Origin of the sequence: Streptomyces cinereospinus (assembly GCF_042430725.1) — a bacterium.
Lineage (GTDB): Bacteria > Actinomycetota > Actinomycetes > Streptomycetales > Streptomycetaceae > Streptomyces > Streptomyces cinereospinus.
In genome coordinates this window covers 134,439-149,751 of sequence record NZ_JBHMCY010000007.1, presented here as the reverse complement: position 1 = coordinate 149,751, position 15,313 = coordinate 134,439, and the positions used below count along the sequence as shown (strand labels likewise).

The 15,313-nt window shown below is 68.6% G+C and carries 20 protein-coding genes and 1 pseudogene; 8 read left to right on the top strand and 13 right to left on the bottom strand.

The window, feature by feature from the left end; translation table 11 throughout:
• From ACFF45_RS05955 to ACFF45_RS05910, 10 genes and pseudogenes are all read right to left on the bottom strand, one after another.
• Positions 1-1,275 (bottom strand): annotated as a pseudogene (locus ACFF45_RS05955) (tyrosine-type recombinase/integrase); the annotation flags it as partial.
• Positions 1,275-1,514: a helix-turn-helix transcriptional regulator gene (locus ACFF45_RS05950; protein WP_073934353.1), complete on the bottom strand. Its 240-nt coding sequence runs from the start codon at positions 1,512-1,514 to the stop codon at positions 1,275-1,277. The pseudogene ACFF45_RS05955 and the gene ACFF45_RS05950, both read right to left, overlap by 1 nt.
• Complete coding sequence (locus ACFF45_RS05945; protein WP_381342825.1) at positions 1,507-2,802, bottom strand: replication initiator; 1,296 nt, start codon at positions 2,800-2,802, stop codon at positions 1,507-1,509. The genes ACFF45_RS05950 and ACFF45_RS05945 overlap by 8 nt, the downstream gene beginning before the upstream one ends.
• A gap of 152 nt (positions 2,803-2,954) precedes the next feature.
• Positions 2,955-3,200 (bottom strand): SpdD protein, encoded by a 246-nt coding sequence (locus tag ACFF45_RS05940; RefSeq protein ID WP_381342846.1) that lies wholly within the window; start codon positions 3,198-3,200, stop codon positions 2,955-2,957.
• Between the two features lie 25 nt (positions 3,201-3,225).
• Positions 3,226-3,420, bottom strand: a complete 195-nt coding sequence (locus ACFF45_RS05935) for a hypothetical protein (RefSeq protein WP_381342823.1) — start codon at positions 3,418-3,420, stop codon at positions 3,226-3,228.
• Positions 3,421-3,435: 15 nt separating this feature from the next.
• Positions 3,436-3,627, bottom strand: a complete 192-nt coding sequence (locus tag ACFF45_RS05930; protein ID WP_381342820.1) for a mobile element transfer protein — start codon at positions 3,625-3,627, stop codon at positions 3,436-3,438.
• A gap of 11 nt (positions 3,628-3,638) precedes the next feature.
• Positions 3,639-4,256 carry a DUF2637 domain-containing protein gene (locus ACFF45_RS05925; protein WP_381342818.1) on the bottom strand — a complete coding sequence of 206 codons (618 nt, stop codon included), beginning with the start codon at positions 4,254-4,256 and terminating at the stop codon, positions 3,639-3,641.
• Positions 4,257-4,321: 65 nt separating this feature from the next.
• Positions 4,322-5,698, bottom strand: a complete 1,377-nt coding sequence (locus tag ACFF45_RS05920; RefSeq protein WP_381342815.1) for an FtsK/SpoIIIE domain-containing protein — start codon at positions 5,696-5,698, stop codon at positions 4,322-4,324.
• Positions 5,698-6,054 (bottom strand): SCO3933 family regulatory protein, encoded by a 357-nt coding sequence (locus tag ACFF45_RS05915; protein WP_381342812.1) that lies wholly within the window; start codon positions 6,052-6,054, stop codon positions 5,698-5,700. The genes ACFF45_RS05920 and ACFF45_RS05915 overlap by 1 nt, the downstream gene beginning before the upstream one ends.
• Before the next feature lie 171 nt (positions 6,055-6,225).
• A complete protein-coding gene (locus ACFF45_RS05910; RefSeq protein WP_381342810.1) occupies positions 6,226-7,014 on the bottom strand; it encodes a GntR family transcriptional regulator in 789 nt (262 codons plus the stop codon).
• Between the two features lie 107 nt (positions 7,015-7,121).
• On the opposite strand from ACFF45_RS05910, the gene ACFF45_RS05905 reads away from it, so the two are divergent.
• From ACFF45_RS05905 to ACFF45_RS05880, 6 genes are all read left to right on the top strand, one after another.
• Complete coding sequence (locus tag ACFF45_RS05905) at positions 7,122-7,529, top strand: NUDIX hydrolase (protein ID WP_381342844.1); 408 nt, start codon at positions 7,122-7,124, stop codon at positions 7,527-7,529.
• A 46-nt stretch (positions 7,530-7,575) separates the two neighbouring features.
• A complete protein-coding gene (locus ACFF45_RS05900) occupies positions 7,576-8,004 on the top strand; it encodes an ATP-binding protein (protein ID WP_381342807.1) in 429 nt (142 codons plus the stop codon).
• The gene (locus ACFF45_RS05895) at positions 7,998-8,348 is read left to right on the top strand and encodes a hypothetical protein (RefSeq protein WP_381342805.1); all 351 of its coding nucleotides are present in this window, start codon (positions 7,998-8,000) and stop codon (positions 8,346-8,348) included. The genes ACFF45_RS05900 and ACFF45_RS05895 overlap by 7 nt, the downstream gene beginning before the upstream one ends.
• Positions 8,345-8,722 (top strand): hypothetical protein, encoded by a 378-nt coding sequence (locus tag ACFF45_RS05890; RefSeq protein ID WP_381342802.1) that lies wholly within the window; start codon positions 8,345-8,347, stop codon positions 8,720-8,722. The genes ACFF45_RS05895 and ACFF45_RS05890 overlap by 4 nt, the downstream gene beginning before the upstream one ends.
• Before the next feature lie 503 nt (positions 8,723-9,225).
• A complete protein-coding gene (locus tag ACFF45_RS05885) occupies positions 9,226-10,587 on the top strand; it encodes a hypothetical protein (RefSeq protein WP_381342799.1) in 1,362 nt (453 codons plus the stop codon).
• A 562-nt stretch (positions 10,588-11,149) separates the two neighbouring features.
• Entirely contained in the window at positions 11,150-11,356 is a 207-nt protein-coding gene (locus ACFF45_RS05880) for a DUF4287 domain-containing protein (RefSeq protein WP_381342796.1), read from the top strand.
• 76 nt (positions 11,357-11,432) lie between these two features.
• On the opposite strand, the gene ACFF45_RS05875 is transcribed toward ACFF45_RS05880, so the two are convergent.
• The 3 genes from ACFF45_RS05875 to phoU form a co-directional block, all read right to left on the bottom strand.
• On the bottom strand, positions 11,433-11,681 hold the full coding sequence (locus tag ACFF45_RS05875; protein ID WP_381342793.1) for an SCO4226 family nickel-binding protein: 249 nt from the start codon (positions 11,679-11,681) through the stop codon (positions 11,433-11,435).
• Between the two features lie 130 nt (positions 11,682-11,811).
• Positions 11,812-11,979: a hypothetical protein gene (locus ACFF45_RS05870; RefSeq protein WP_381342791.1), complete on the bottom strand. Its 168-nt coding sequence runs from the start codon at positions 11,977-11,979 to the stop codon at positions 11,812-11,814.
• Between the two features lie 358 nt (positions 11,980-12,337).
• Positions 12,338-13,021, bottom strand: a complete 684-nt coding sequence (gene phoU / locus ACFF45_RS05865) for a phosphate signaling complex protein PhoU (protein WP_381342790.1) — start codon at positions 13,019-13,021, stop codon at positions 12,338-12,340.
• Positions 13,022-13,257: 236 nt separating this feature from the next.
• On the opposite strand from phoU, the gene phoR reads away from it, so the two are divergent.
• On the top strand, positions 13,258-14,523 hold the full coding sequence (gene phoR / locus ACFF45_RS05860; protein ID WP_381342788.1) for a two-component system sensor histidine kinase PhoR: 1,266 nt from the start codon (positions 13,258-13,260) through the stop codon (positions 14,521-14,523).
• Positions 14,520-15,200, top strand: a complete 681-nt coding sequence (gene phoP, locus ACFF45_RS05855; protein ID WP_356629566.1) for a two-component system response regulator PhoP — start codon at positions 14,520-14,522, stop codon at positions 15,198-15,200. The genes phoR and phoP overlap by 4 nt, the downstream gene beginning before the upstream one ends.
• Positions 15,201-15,313: the final 113 nt, after the last annotated feature.

Below are 15,313 nucleotides of genomic sequence, written 5' to 3'. Positions count from 1 at the left end.
GACCGACGAGCTCAGCAACAAGATCAAGACGACGTGTTAATGATCTGCAAGCCCTTAGGGAGAAGACAAAGGTCACAGCGTTACGGGTGCGCTCCTGGCTGGACGGCATGAGGTGTGCATACACCCGGAGGGTCAGCCCGGGGTCCGAGTGGCCCAGGTACTCAGCGAGAGCCTTGATGTTCTCACCAGCGTCCAAGAGCACCGAGGCGTAGAAGTGGCGGAGGGCGTGCATGCCGTTCTCTCGGGACTCGGCATACGGCCGTCCCTGCTCGGGCACGGGGATGACGCCAGCCGCAGCCAGCGCCGGTTTCCACGCCTCCTCGTTGAGCGACGTACGCCAGACGTGCCCGCCGCGCGGCCCGGTGAAGATGAGCCGCTTGGTCACCGGAGGGCCATCGGCGACCTTCCACGGCAAGGTGATCTCGACCGGCGGGAACCGCTTCATGTGGGCCCGAAGCGCATCAGCGACAGGGCCGGGAAGCGGCACGTCCCGCAGCTTGCCGCCCTTCGGTGGCGCGAACACGGCCTTGCTGCGGCTCAGCTTCAGTTGCTGGACCACGTGGAGCGTGTCCGACTCGAAGTCGATCGCGTCGACGGCCACGCCCAGGATCTCGCCCTGGCGGAGCCCGCAGCCGCCGCCCAGGTCGACCATGGCTTGGTAACGCTCGGGCATGGCGGCCCGGACGGCGAAGACCCGCTCGGGCGTCCAAGGCACGACGCGCTTGTTGTCGACGGTCGGCGGCCGGACCGACCGGGCGGCACACGGGTTGCGGGGAAGGTGCCCGTCGTCCACAGCCGCGCTGAGCGCCGCCCGCACGTTGGAGTAGATCGTCCGGGCGTACGACCCGCGGATGCCGTTCTCCTGCAACTGCCGCACCCAGTCCCGGATGTGTGCCGGCTGGAAGGAGCCGAGCGGACGTGAGCCGAGGTAGGGGAAGGCGTGCAGCCGTAGCTGTGACTCCATCGAGGCTTGGGTTCCGGGTCGGCGCCCTGCGTGGCGACCCAGCGCTCGGCGTACTGCTGGAAGGTGATCCGAGCCGCGCGCGGGTCGATGTACTGCCCGCGTGCCATGTCCGCCTCGATGTGCGCCAGCCACTGATCAGCAAGACGCTTCTGACGGTCGGGGAAGCTCTTGGCCTTCTCCGTGCCGTCCGGGCCAACGTAGCGAGCGCGGTAGCGGAGACCGGACCCGTAACGCTCGGTCTTGACCTTGCGCGCCTTCCCGTCCGGGCCGGTCTCGGTTCTGTACCAACGGTCTTGAACGTGCCCGGCCATCAGGCGGCAGCCCCTTCCCGCAGGGATTCGACCCAGGCTTGGACGTCCGCAGGGTCGTAGCGCAGGTGCCGGCCGACCCGGAAGCCGCGGGGACCCGTGCGCTTGCGGCGCCACTGGTAGACCGTCTCGACGCTGGGCAGGTCGAACATCGCCACCAGGTCGTCAGGAGTCAGGTACCGCGACGGCAGACCACGCGGCTCGGAGGCCGCTTCCGCGACAGCGAGGCGACGGCTACCCATGGGTGGGTTCTCCTTCCGTTCCAGGAGCGGGTTCGAGGGTTTCGGTGAGCCAGGCTTCGGCGTCGGTGAGGCCGGTTCCGGCGTAGACCCAGTGCGCGAGGACGAGGGTCGTGTCCGGCTCGGTCTCGTTCGCTGCCAGGGCCTGTGCGCGGCGCCATTCGGCGCGGGCGTCGCGGAGGGCGCCGAGGGTGGTGGAGTAGCGGCGGGACTTGGTGGAGAAGTGGCCGCGGAAGCCGAGCATGTGGGCCCAGGCCCGCAGGCGGAGGTGTTCGAGGTCCTTGCGGGCACCGAGGGCCCAGGCGGTACGGATGAGTCGGCGGGCGTGGTCGCTGATGTCGAGCTGGGCGAGTTCGGCGAGGAACCTCAGCGGCCGGTCCAGAGCTCCCGTGGCGGTCTCGGCGCCCTTGGTGGCGTATTTGGCGATGTACGCGGCGACGGCCCGCTCGGTCAGCTCTTGGCCGCCGTGGAAGTCGGCCGAGCGGATGGTGCGGACGTCGAGCTGTCGGCCGAAGGCGAAGGTGTGGGCCCGGCCGTCGATGACCGGACCGTCCACGCGGGCGGCGGCAGCGGCGGCCCGGATGGCGTCGGTCAGCAGCTCGGCGGTGGCCCAGGCGGGAGGCGGGGTGGCGCCGCCCTCGGGGCCGTCGAGGCGGATGACCGCGTGGAAGTGGACTGCCCCGCGCTTCTGATACTCGGCGACCTTGGCGAAGGACACACGGGCGAACTCACGGAAAGCCCGTTGCGTGAGTCCCGCCCGCTTGGCGACCTCCCGGCGCAGATAGATCGAGAAGCGCCGCCAAAGCGGGCCGGCGTGCGCGTTCCAGAGGACTGCCGCTTCGTAGTCGTAGGTGTCCGGGTCGAGCGGGGTGCCGAGGGCGGGGTCGTCCTGGTTGTGGAGTACGCCGCAGCGGCAGCGGCGTACCGATCCGGCCGGGCCGGTGGGGCGGTTGTGGACAGGGCCGAAGCTGGGCGCGGTGAAGGTGGCGAAGACGCGCGGGTGTGCGGCGACGTGTTCGGGGACGCCCTTGCCGCCGCGCAGTCCGGAGGTGATCAGGTGGAAGGTGTCGCGGCGGTACACCTCGGCGCAGGCCGCGCACCTGGTCGTGCGGCGGTTGTTGCAGCGGACCAGGAGGTGACCGGCCGGAAGGTCGGAGGAGTCGAGGTGGTGGAGGACGTTGCCGATCTCGCCGGTGCGGGTGTTCACCGCGTGCTCGGTGCGGTGGCCGTCGAGGCGGATCGGGTGGGTGCAGCCGCCGAGGCCGGCGAGCTGGCGCAGAAGTGCGGGCATGGTGCCGAGGGCTGCCAGTTCACCCAGTTCGCGGAGCGGGGGCGTAGTGGCGCGGGTGATGATGGCTTCTCCTTCTGGTTCGGCTGGAGGGAGATGCCCCCGAGGCGGCGGATGCTTGGCGGTATCGAGGCCGCCTCGGGGGCTTCGATACGTCAGCGGCGGTGCTGGTCGCGGAGCAGCGAGCGCAGGACGACGGCGGCGACGGCCACGGAGACAGCCGCAACGGCGACGGCGGCCAAGAGCGCGGTCAGGACGACGCCGCCGACGAGGACGGCCGCGACCGCTCCGCTGCTGATGGAGATCTGGGGGACCGGCCGCCGGGTGGACATGGGGTCGGCCACGGTGTGGGAGTGCGCGGGCGGCGGTGTCGGACTGTCGGGGTACTTGGGCAGGAACACGGCGAAGCTCTCCTTGCCTACTCGTCTAGTCATGTGAGCCGTTGACGATGTCCACGCTGGAGCGTGTGCCGGACTCGATGGCCGGAGCCATGAATGTGTGCGAGAGCCAGAAGCCGAAGAGGGCGATCAGCACGACGATCCATGTGCGGACGCCGAGGAACTTGACCGCTCCCCAGGCGAAGAAGCCGAGCACGACGACGAGCGGCAGGCTGACGGTCACGGTGTGCGGGTCCTTTCAGCGGGCGGGGCAGCGGTGGGTACGGGCGGCCAGTTCGGCGGCGGCGCGGCTGTCGTAGTCGGCGGAGAAACCGCAGCGCGGGGCCGTGCAGGCTGCGGTGTGCTTCTCGCGGCCGCGGTTGTCGTAGGCGGTGCCGACCTGGACGGGGCCGATGCGGGTGACGTTGCGGAAGCGGCGGTTGGCGGTCACCGGGTCTCCTCTCAAAGACGGGCGGCGATGGCTTCGGCCATGGGGGCCGGAACACCGAGGCGGGCGCGGAGGGTCGAGGTGTCGATCGGGATGCCGGTGCGGGTGTGGTGTTCGGCGGCGACCTTGCGGGCGTGGTCGACGAGGGCAGCCGGGACGGGGACCGATGGAAGGGTTGGCGGCTCGGTGGCGGGTTGCGCGGGCGGTTCTACGACGGCTTCGAGCTCGTCCTCTTGGGCCCCGGCGATGTCCGGGGCGGGAGTCCGCTCGGGAGCTGAGTGGGCCAGCAGTGTTCCGCCCAGGAAGGCGACAGCGGGCCACCCGGCGACGAGGATGCGCAGCCAGGTCGGGACATCGCCGATGTCGAGAAGGCCGGCGGTGGCGACGTTGGCGCCGAGCGACGCGGCGAGTGCGATGACGAACCAGCACCAGGCCGCCGCTCGGGCGGCACCGGATCGCAGTCGACGCCACGCGGCGACGAGCAGCAGGTCGACGGAGACGGGGTAGGCCCACGCCTTCCAGCCGTCCTGCCCGGCCGCCACGGCGACGTCGTGCAGGTGGGCGAAGGACAGCGCGGCGGCGATAAGCGCCTGGACGAGCACCGCGTCGACGCGGGCCAGTTGGGCGCGCATGATGCGGCTCCTTTTCGGGTTCAGGCATGGGAGGTGTAGGGACCTGACGCGAAGCGGGGGTGAGGTCAGTCGGTGACGGGGCGCGGTCGGACGGCCGGGACCGGGGTATCAACGGGCCGTACGGGTACGGCAGGCCGAAAGCGCTGGAGCGCGGGCAGGTTAGGGACCAGGTGGGCCGAATCCCGGCAGGTCTCGGCAGCGTCCCCCAAGGAGAGGTAGGGGGTGCGGATGCGGGACCAGCCACCGGAGGTGTCGCCCGCGACAGCGAGGCCAGGCCGTTCGGCGGCGATGGCGCATGCTGCTACGACCGCTTCGGGGGCGATGTCGCCGAGGGCCATCTTGGCGGAGGCTTCGTCGTTGACGCGGTGGCAGACACGGCCGGTGAGCTGGGCGCGGAGCATGGTGGCGCCTTTGCCGAGTTCGGCGCCGAAGCGCTGCCCGCACACTTCGAGGTAGATGCCGGCCGCGCGGCCGAGCTGGGCGAGCCGGATGAGCTGGGTGACCATCTCGTCTCGGCGTTCCTCGTCCTTGCGGGTGGCGGTGAGGAAGAGTTCGGCCACCTCGTCGACGAACAGGACGACTGGTACGGGCCGTTCGCTTTCTGGAAGTCCCCAGATATCAGAGGTGATCTCTTCATCAGGGGTATCGGGGGCGATTCCCTGCCGGGCCTTGATCAGGTCGTATCGATCCTCCATCTCCTTGACCAGTACGGGGAGGAGTTCGGCGGCTTCGTCCGGCTCCGTGGCGAGGGCCGACAGCCGGGGCGCGAAGGGCGCCAGCTCGACGCCACGCTTGCAGTCGATGCCGACCAGGGCGACAGGCTGCGGGGCCAGTCCGGCGATGAGGTGCCGGAGGTACATCGACTTGCCGGACAGCGTGGCGCCGAGGGTGAGTTGGTGGGGAACGGTCCGGTAGTCGCGTACGAAGGGCGTGGCGTCTTCCCGCAGCGCGACCGGCACCTTGAGGAACCCGGTGTCGACCTTGCGAGGCATGCGCACCTTGCGCAGGACGTCGAAGCCGACCAGGCGGAGTTCGACGACACCAGGCTTGACGGTGTGGACGTACACGGCGTGGACGCCCCAGGCGTGCCGCAGCCGTTCGGCCGATGCAGCGACGTCGGCAGGCTCCTGCCCCGGCGCGAGGCGGAGCCGGAGTCGTAACCCGGTCGTCGTGGGCCGGATGATGCCCCGCCGGGGCGGCACCGGCCGAACCTCCCGACGAGTGGTCGCCCTCGCGGCGAGGACACGCAGTCGGGAAGGCTGGACGGTCAGTCCGCAGGCTTCCATGACGGAGGCGTACGAGCTGAGGAGCCGGACAGTGGATATCGGGCCGCCAACCGTGGACCAGTACACGGCGGGATACCGGCCTCGGGCGTAGGCGGCCCCGCCGCCGAGCGCGGCGACAGGACCACCCACCTCCAGGAGCGTCGTCAGGCCGGTCATCAGGCAGCGGCTCCCGTGGACACCGGGAAGGACGCCGGAGTGACGGCAGCGGCGCGGTAGGCGATGCCGTGGCGCTGCTGCCCGTTGAACACGGACTCCCACGGCCGAGCGACGAGACCCGGCAGCGAGACCGGCGAGCCGAGTACCAGCCCTTCGGAGACGCCGCTCTCAGGGACGGTGACCTTGATGAGCGAGGACTCCCCGTCCTCGATGTAGACGACGCCGATGGTCATCAGCGCCTCGCCGCTGACGGCGTCCTTGGCGATCTCGCCGGTCTGCCGATCGCGGACCTTCGGTTCGGGGGCTTCGGTGAGGAGGATGGTGGCGGCGGAGGTCTCAACGCGGATGGTGCGCACGGAACACTTCCCATCTACTCGTCTATACATGTAGCACATCGGCGAGCCCGATTCCTCGGGATCACGACGGCCACCTTGCCGCACAACTTGCCCACTCGTCTATACGAGTATGCCTGTTGAGGTGTACGAGTTCGGAGAAGCGTCCCCCGCGCACCACCGCCGCTCACCCGCTCACGTGGCCGGGAGCTGGTACGACAGGACGTAGGCGTCCGCCGCCATGACCGTGTCGCAGACCTCGACGGCTCGCCCCCCGGTGTCGAAGGCGGTCCGGATCAGGTGGATCACGGGCACGCCGGAGGCGAGGTGCAGCGTCTTGACCTCGGCCGGCGAGGGCATCCGGGCGCGGATCTCCTCCTCGAAGTGGTCGAGGCGGTGGCCCAGCTCTTCGAGGCGGGCGTAGATGCCACCGGGTCCGGGGTTGGGCTCGGCGATCGGCGTACCGCGCGCGATGTCGAGCGGGAGATAGGACGTGGCGAACTCGACCGGCCGCCCGTCGAGCAGGTACCGGCGCCGACGGGCGAGCACGCGCCGCACGGACCCTAGCCGAGTGGAGATGTCCTGGCTCGGCTTCTCCTCCTTGACCTCCAGGCTGTCGACCTTCGGGTGACTGCCGGCCGCGTCGGCCTCGACAATGAAGGCGGACTTGCCCTGCTCGCGGTGGCGTCGGGCGAACCGGTCGGAGGCGAGCCGACGGACAGGCGGACGGGGCCGGACGAAGACGCCCTTGCCGTGCTCCGCGTGCACCAAGCCCTCACCCTGGAGGATGGAGAAGGAGTTCCGCACGGTCATCCGGGACACCCCGTAGTGGTCCACCAGCTCCGCTTCCGAGGGAAGCTTCTCGCCCTCGCGGAATCGCCCACGGTCGATGGCCTCGCGCAGTTGGTCGGCGATCTGCCGGAAGACCGCACGATCGCTCGTGGGGTCGAGATCACCGAGGAGGCCCGAAGGAAGAGGGCTCACGTGTACTCCTTTAGGTATCTAGACGAGTGGGCGAGTCTTGTTGCTACGGTGGAGAGCCTAGCCAGCCGAGAGGGCCGAGGTACGTGAGCACAGAACGCCCGCACTCCGTGAGCGTGGCCGGTGTCGTCGTTGACGACCAGGGCCGGGCCCTCTTGATCCAGCGCCGGGACAACGGCAAGTGGGAGCCCCCGGGCGGCGTCCTCGAACGCGGAGAGACCATCCCCGAGGCTCTCGAACGCGAAGTGCTCGAAGAGACCGGCATCAAGATCGCGCCTGGCGCGACTCTCACCGGCGTCTACAAGAACATGACGGGCTTGATCGTCTCGCTGGTCTTCCGCTGCGAGGCGGCCGACGGCACGCCCACCACCGGCAACGAGACCCGCGCCCTGCGCTGGGCCACACGCGAAGAGGTCACCGAACTCGCCGACGAGGCGTACGCGATCCGCGTCACAGACGCACTCGACGCGGCGTCCCCGCCGGCCGTCCGCGCCCACGACGGCGTGAAACTCGTCTAGTCCGAACCCGCTGCACATGGCGGCCTACCAGCATGAAGGAACTTGTATGCACGAGTATACGAGTACGGTCCGGGTCTGGGGGCTCAGTTGCCCAGGTTTCCCGGAAGAGGTCAGCCGAGCCCGCCGCTGGACCCGCGACATCCTGCGGGGCTCCCCGTTAGCCGAGGACGCGGAGCTGATCGTGAGCGAACTGAGCGCGAACGCGATCCTGCACACGGCCAGCGGCCGGAACTGCGGCACCTTCCACCTGGCACTCGCCGTATCACCACGAGCGGTGGCCCTGTCGGTGACGGACGACGGCGGCACGAGCACCGCCCCCAAGGTCGAGCACCAGGACCAGGACGCCGAACACGGCCGGGGCCTGGGCATGGTCAACGCACTGGCCCACCGGGTCATCGTCCACACCAGCCAGGCCGGCCATACGGTCACGGCCGAACTCTTCACGGCCCCTCGGCCAGGAGACCTCCCGTGCTGACTACCGCCAACACCGAGATGCCGGACATGGGCAGCACTCAGCCCCCGCCCTACCAGTGCCAGGCCTATGCCTACTCCCTGAACGAAGTCCGCTCGATCCCCCTGGGCTCCCACAGCGCGGCAAGCCCACGCCTGGCCCTGCGCTGGTTACGCGAACGCACCTGGCACATCACAGACCAACTCGAACCGGCATACGCACAGCCAGGACTGCACTGGCTGACGGACCAGGCCGAGCACGAACGCGCCCTCGCCTACCTGGCCGGCGGCACCGGTTACCAACTCACCCTCTACGACGACAGCACCCGCTACGTCCTCGCGATCTACCCCCTGGCGGTGAGCGCATGAACGCACCCACCCGCGGCTACTGGTGCGAGTGCTGGACCCAGGACGTCAGGGAGCGGGAGCTCCCGGAGCTCAAAGCTTCGTTCGACGCCCACTCTGCACCACAAGCAGACCGATGGATCGCAGTCGCCCTCCGCACCATCTCACCGGCCCTCGGCCCCGACGCCTCCAACGCGGCATGGGAATGGCTCTACAACGGCCGCATCGACACGAGACGCGCCCTGCTTCGCATGCAGCCCTGCACGGTGACCATCACGCAAGCCCACACCCGCATCACATGGACGGTCCGCCCCGTGACCTTCCTGCCACTCGCAGACCGCCGAGGCACGCAACTACCGGCATGCGCACACGCCTTCAGTCCCCAGGCAACCGACTGAGTTACAACTTTCTCTACTGGTTCAAGGCGGCTCGCTCCGCTCCCCGCGCGCGGCCCGGCCCCCGGCCGGGCCTGCGCTCCTGTCTCCGCCCCGCTCCAGCCCGGCCGGCGCCCGTGCCGCGCGCACAGCAGTCAGCCGCTTGCCGTCAGAGAAGGAGTACGTCGTGGCTGGGGCGGTCGGCTCCGCGGCTTTAGGCAGCCACTTTGGCGCGAGCCTCGCAGATCATGGCCCCAACGTCGTGCTTTACCGGGCAGGTCCACAGACTGCCCGACGCGCCGAAAGCTTACGGGGCCATGATCACTCGCGCCAAAGCAGCTCCAGCCCAAAGCCGCTACGCCGACCTCTTACACCGACACCTACCGGGGCCGGATGCACGGCGCAACTGTTGCGAAACAGGCCGCACAGGGAGTCACAACCCGTCATGATGTCAAGAAGCTGACTCCCACGTCAGAGGAGTCGGCCGCTCAGCGACAAGACCTGCACCGTCATTACATTAGGGGCTGATGATGGAAACGCGAAAGTTCTTCCTATTCATTGGAACAGTAACTTCGGATGCAGCACTCAGCAAGTTGAAGGCAGCCAATATTCCCTATCGGCTAAAAAGGTTTGAGTCCTCCAGGGAGAACTGGCTCAAGATAGCTGAAATTTTGGAGGACCCTCAGCTTATTGGGGTAGTTGCAAAAATCACCGGGCCGGTATACACCCGAATGAGCTCCGAACTCTACGCTGAATACACGACAAAGGTGGCAGAAAGCCTTGGAAGGGTACCTCACATCGTCTTCGTTCATGAGGAAATCTTGCTAGGAGAGGACGCGCCCCTGGCTTTGGAGCCACCCGATGACGACGAGGACTCTCCATGGTCGCGCGAGGAATTCTATAGAGAGTACTTCAGGAACCCTTCCAGTGAAGCGCGCGAATGGGTCAATGACCTATTGCGCCAAAAAGGAGTGGAAGTCACCCCCTACAAGACTAACGCGGAACTTTCGGTCCTTACTGCGAGTTTCATTGATGACCACGAAAAGAACCTCCTCTTCAGGGTGTACGTTCCCGCGTCACGACTCTATGCAACGGAGGCCGATCGCCTCATTAATCTCTTCCACGAGTGGTTGAGTCGCACCGGAAATCACCCCGTTCGACAGGATGGATACCGCACTCCGTCGGGACAGGTCTACGAGTTTTACGGCGACGACTCCCTGACTCCAGCCTCTCTTCAGGTTAATTTTGCAGACTTCTCTAACTTTCTGGACAAGTGCGCGGAAGATCCAGGAGCCGCTATTGAGGAGCTTTCATCGGTGATTCCGGACAGACACACGGCTACGGACCTGGTCTCTCGATATGGCAAAGAGGCCAGAAGACTTCAAGTGGACTTGCGACATGAGCGTGAATCCCGGATTATGCGTCTCCGTCATCAGCTGGAAACTGACTTTCTAGAGCTCTCTCATACTGGACAGCTTCCATGGGGCGAGGTGGAAGGGCTGATTCAATCCCTGATTCCGAGCGCCTCTTCAGCGCTCCAGATCGTGTCCAATTCACCCGTCTTGACTGGCGGCACGCCAGTGAGCGTGCACATCAATCAGCAAATCGTTCATGCAGTCGAAAGTACGGTCGTTCAGAGCGTGCAGGGCACTATGAATTACAGTCCTGAAGCAAAAGAGCTTCTGCGTATGATCCAGCAAGTTGGCGGTAACGATGCGAGTGCCCTTGAGGTTGCCGTGCACGAGGTGGAGGACGAGGAAGCGCGACCAGAAGAGCGTCTCAGCGCTAAGCAGAAATTGAGAGCGTTCCTTGCACGTAATCGTGAAGCCGCTGAGGGATTTGCCGTTGGAGCTCTGTTCAAGTACCTCGAATCAAAGCTCGGAATCTGACCACATATCAGACCATAAGCTTCTGCTTCAGGGTGTTGCGGGGGCTGCTCTCACATCCTTGTCGTGAGCCGGCCATCGCGGGCTGGCGCTGGGCGACGACACGGCAGCGTGGCTGAGGCCTGTGGGGTGCGGCGAGGCATACGCGCGCCCGATCGGGCGGCTGGCCCGCCGTCGTGGCTGACTGTCGTCGGCTGAGGTTCGGGCGGGCTGCGTTAAGAGCGTCCCGTCGTCAATCGAACGCCGCCCCCAGGCAGGGCAAGGCTGGGCCGTCTCTGGGCCGTCCGAGGCCGCTCAACGGCGGCCAAGGACGACCAATGACGACCACCAGACGCACGAGCCCACCGCCCCTACCCAGCAAAAACCCAGCTCACCAAGATCCCCGGCAAGACCCAGGGCAAGAAGAAGTAAGCGCCCACAAATAAGCCCCCTGCCTGCGGGCTCTCCGCCGGGAGGGGGCTTATCCCTGCCTCTGGGCCCTCTCTGGGCGCGCGACTCCGCGTAGGGCTCGCCGGGTTCTCGGTCGGGAACCACACCTGCGCTCGCGGCGTGCGCACCCGCCGCAGTGATCACATCCGTGCCACGCGCGGACCATGAAGTCCGGTGTGCTCCCACCGCACCCGGCCGCCCGATCGCGCACTGGCAGGGGCTCGTCCGCACCTCCCCGTTGACCCGGCACACGGAACTCGTCGCCTGGCTCAAGGCGGAGCACGGCCTCGGGCACGGCCACGCCACCGCCCCCGTCGCCCACACCCTCGCCGAGAAGGAGTAAGCGAGAGAAGTAAGCGAGAGAGAAGCCCCCCGCGCGCGGGCGTCGCGTCGGTGGGGGGCCGGTGTGCCGGGAGGGCTCAGACGGTCAGCGGCACCGGGTGGATCTCGTCCGCCTTGTGTCCCGCGCGCTCGTGGACGCGCTGCACCGCCTCCGCCGAAGGCGCCTCGGAGAGGCAGTAGACGACGCCCGAGTCCGGGTCCGCCCAGGCCTGCTTGAAGTGCACGCCCTCCTCGCGCTCGACGGCGAGGTCGGCCCGGTGGGCCTCGTCGAGCTGCTCCGCGGTGATGCCCCGCATGCCGCGGTGTACGTCCATGTACTCGGCCATGACCTCGCACCTCCTTCCCGTGCTGCCCGGTCGGTCGCTTTCTCCTCCATGCTGCGCCCACGCGCCCGCCGTGGCGAAGCGAAGGGCCCCCGGCGACCGCGCCGGGGGCCCTTCAGCAGTCGGTACGACCTCAGCCGCACTGGCAGGGGTTCCCCTGCTGGCACCCGCACGTGCACCCGGAGCCGCAGCCGCAGGCGCCTATCAGCGTCAGGCTCCTGATGTCGGCCGGCTGCTCGGTGGGGTGCTCCTGCGTGGGGTCGGGCGTGGTCGTGCGGGGCGTGCTGGGGGATTCGGCCATGGGTCCCTCCTCAAGGCACTGTGCCTGTGCCCATTCCATGCCCGTTTCACCGGGCGCATCAACGGCGCACGGAGGCGGAAACGCGCCTCCGAGTAGCCGCCGGGACCGCCCTTGAGTAGCCGCCGGGACCGCCCCCGAGTACCCGCCGGACCGCCCCCGAGCAGCCGCCCCGGACCGCCCCCGAGCACGCGCGGGGAGGCCTGTTCAGAGCGAGTGAGGACACGCGCTCGGCCCCGTCGACGACCCCTGCTCGGCCCCGTCGACGACCCCTCCTCGGCCCCGTCGACGACCCCTCCTCGGGCCCGTCGACGACCCCTGCCCGGGCCCCGTGAGTCCCCCGCCCGCCCGCAGGCGCCCGCTAGGCCCCCTCCACCCCGCTCACGATGTCCGCCTGAAGCTCGTCCGCGTGCTCGCCGGTCACCAGGAACACCACGCGCTTGGCCACCGCCACCGCGTGGTCCGCGAACCGCTCGTAGTAGCGGCCGAGCAGCGTCACGTCCACGGCCGTCTCGATGCCGTGCTTCCAGCGGTCGTCCATCAGGTGCTGGAAGAGCGTGCGGTGCAGCAGGTCCATCTCGTCGTCGTCCTGCTCCAGCTGCATCGCCAGGTCGATGTCCTTGGTCACGATGACCTCGGCCGTCTTCGCCATCAGGCGCTGCGCCAGCTGGCCCATCTCCAGGATCGTCGCGTGCAGGTCGTGCGGGACCGCGCGCTGGGGGAAGCGGAGGCGGGCGAGCTTGGCGACGTGCTGGGCGAGGTCGCCGGACCGCTCCAGGTCGGCGCTCATGCGCAGCGAGGTGACCACGATCCGCAGGTCCGTCGCGACCGGCTGCTGGCGGGCCAGCAGGGCTATCGCCCGGGCCTCCAGGTCGTGCTGCAGGTCGTCGACCTTCTTGTCGGCCTCGATCACGCTCTCGGCCAGTTTGAGATCGGTGTCGAGGATGGCCGTCGTGGCGCGTCCGATCGCCGACCCGACCAACCGGGCCATCTCGACCAGGCCATCGCCGATCGAGTCAAGTTCCTCGTGGTACGCGTCCCGCATCAGGTTTCCCTCTCGTACGAATTCTTCGGGGATTCTTGGGGCAAGCCGGAGTCCGCGGAACCCCGTCGTGAACCGGTGTTACGAACCCCACGCTCCCACGTTCCGGGCCCTACGCGTCCGTTTCGGCCACCCCAAATGAATCAATACTGGCTCCAAGGTGAACTCTGAGCGACGAGTGTTCGAGCTCCCACTCGGACGGCTGTGGGCAGGGGGTAGCGCATGCCTAACCTGGATGCATGGACGTGAACGCGGCGGTCGCCGCAGCGGCAGCGATCGCCGGAGTGCTCACCGGCGTCATCGCCATGCTGGCGTTCCGCTGGAGCGAACGCGACCTGAAACGGCCCACCCGGACCTCCCTGCACACCGACCCGGTGCTGCCCCCGGGCGTGGACACCGTGCTGTCCGTGCTGCGCTCCTCGGCCGTCGTCCTCGACGAGGCCGACGCCGTCGTCAAGGCCAGCTCCGCCGCCTACGCCCTGGGACTGGTGCGCGGCGGCAAGCTGGCCGTCGATCCCATGCTGCAGATGGCCCGCGACACCCGGCGCGACGGCGAGATACGCCAGGTCGAGCTGGATCTGCCGCGGCGCGGCAGCGGCCGCGGCGAGGCCCTGGCGGTCTCCGCCCGGGTCGCCCCGCTCGGCTCCCGGCTGGTGCTGCTGCTGGTCGAGGACCTGACCGAGGCCCGCCGGATAGAGGCCGTACGGCGCGACTTCGTCGCCAACGTCAGCCATGAGCTGAAGACCCCGGTCGGCGCACTCTCCCTGCTCTCCGAGGCCGTCATGGACGCCTCCGACGACCCGGAGGCCGTGCAGCGCTTCGCCGGACGGATGCAGATCGAGGCGACCCGGCTGACCAACCTGGTGCAGGAGCTCATCGACCTCTCCCGGGTGCAGAACGACGACCCCCTGGAGGACGCCGAGCCGGTCCGGGTGGACGAACTGGTCGCCGAGGCCATCGACCGCTGCCGCCACCAGGCCGGCGCCAAGCAGATCACCATGGCCGCGGGCGGCACCGCCGACCTGCACGTCTGGGGCAACCGCAGCCAGCTGGCCGCGGCCCTGGGCAACCTGGTGGAGAACGCCGTCAACTACTCCCCCGCCCGCACCCGCGTCGGCATCGCCGCCCGCCGGGTCAACGGCTCCGGCGGGGACGTCATCGAGGTAGCCGTGACCGACCAGGGCATCGGCATCTCCGACAAGGACAAGGAGCGCATCTTCGAGCGCTTCTACCGCGTCGATCCCGCCCGCTCCCGGGCCACCGGTGGCACGGGCCTCGGGCTCGCCATCGTCAAGCACGTGGCCGCCTCGCACGGCGGGGAGGTCACGGTGTGGAGCTCCGAGGGACAGGGCTCCACCTTCACGCTGCGGCTGCCGGAGGCGGGTCTGGCCCGCGACCGGGCGCATCAGCACCCCGCCCTCGGCGACGAGGCCGGGCAGTCCGCCGACTCGTCCCCGGCACCGCCCCCGTACGAACCGCTTCCCGCCCCGGAGGTCCTTCCGTGACCCGTGTGCTCGTCGTCGAGGACGAGGAGTCCTTCTCCGACGCCCTGTCGTACATGCTCCGCAAGGAGGGCTTCGAGGTCGCCGTCGCGACCACCGGGCCCGACGGACTCGACGAGTTCGAGCGCAACGGCGCCGACCTCGTGCTCCTCGACCTGATGCTGCCCGGGCTGCCGGGTACGGAGGTCTGCCGTCAGCTGCGCGGCCGCTCCAACGTGCCCGTCATCATGGTGACCGCCAAGGACAGCGAGATCGACAAGGTCGTCGGGCTGGAGATAGGAGCCGACGACTACGTCACCAAGCCGTTCTCCTCGCGCGAGCTGGTGGCCCGGATCCGGGCCGTGCTGCGCCGCCGCGGCGAGCCGGAGGAGGTGACCCCGGCGGCCCTGGAGGCCGGCCCGGTCCGCATGGACGTCGACCGCCACGTGGTCACCGTCGGCGGCTCCAAGGTCGACCTGCCGCTGAAGGAGTTCGACCTGCTGGAGATGCTGCTGCGCAACGCCGGCCGGGTCCTGACCCGCATGCAGCTGATCGACCGCGTCTGGGGCGCCGACTACGTCGGTGACACCAAGACCCTCGACGTGCACGTCAAGCGCCTGCGCGCCAAGATCGAGCCGGACCCGGGCGCGCCGCGGTACCTGGTGACGGTGCGCGGCCTGGGCTACAAGTTCGAGCCGTAGACCGGCGGCGGGAAGCACTGAAGGGCGGGACCTCCCGGTGAGGTCCCGCCCTTCTGCGTACGGCCTTCTGGACACAGCCTTCTGGACACGGCCGCGTGGACACGGCCTTCTCG

Coding starts and splice junctions, on each gene's coding strand:
- ACFF45_RS05950 (WP_073934353.1), bottom strand. CDS start 1,514: ATGGGTAGCCGTCGCCTCGCTGTCGCGGAAGCGGCCTCCGAGCCGCGT.
- ACFF45_RS05945 (WP_381342825.1), bottom strand. CDS start 2,802: ATGCCCGCACTTCTGCGCCAGCTCGCCGGCCTCGGCGGCTGCACCCAC.
- ACFF45_RS05925 (WP_381342818.1), bottom strand. CDS start 4,256: ATGCGCGCCCAACTGGCCCGCGTCGACGCGGTGCTCGTCCAGGCGCTT.
- ACFF45_RS05920 (WP_381342815.1), bottom strand. CDS start 5,698: ATGACCGGCCTGACGACGCTCCTGGAGGTGGGTGGTCCTGTCGCCGCG.
- ACFF45_RS05900 (WP_381342807.1), top strand. CDS start 7,576: ATGCACGAGTATACGAGTACGGTCCGGGTCTGGGGGCTCAGTTGCCCA.
- ACFF45_RS05890 (WP_381342802.1), top strand. CDS start 8,345: ATGAACGCACCCACCCGCGGCTACTGGTGCGAGTGCTGGACCCAGGAC.
- ACFF45_RS05885 (WP_381342799.1), top strand. CDS start 9,226: ATGATGGAAACGCGAAAGTTCTTCCTATTCATTGGAACAGTAACTTCG.
- ACFF45_RS05875 (WP_381342793.1), bottom strand. CDS start 11,681: ATGGCCGAGTACATGGACGTACACCGCGGCATGCGGGGCATCACCGCG.
- ACFF45_RS05870 (WP_381342791.1), bottom strand. CDS start 11,979: ATGGCCGAATCCCCCAGCACGCCCCGCACGACCACGCCCGACCCCACG.
- phoU (WP_381342790.1), bottom strand. CDS start 13,021: ATGCGGGACGCGTACCACGAGGAACTTGACTCGATCGGCGATGGCCTG.
- phoR (WP_381342788.1), top strand. CDS start 13,258: ATGGACGTGAACGCGGCGGTCGCCGCAGCGGCAGCGATCGCCGGAGTG.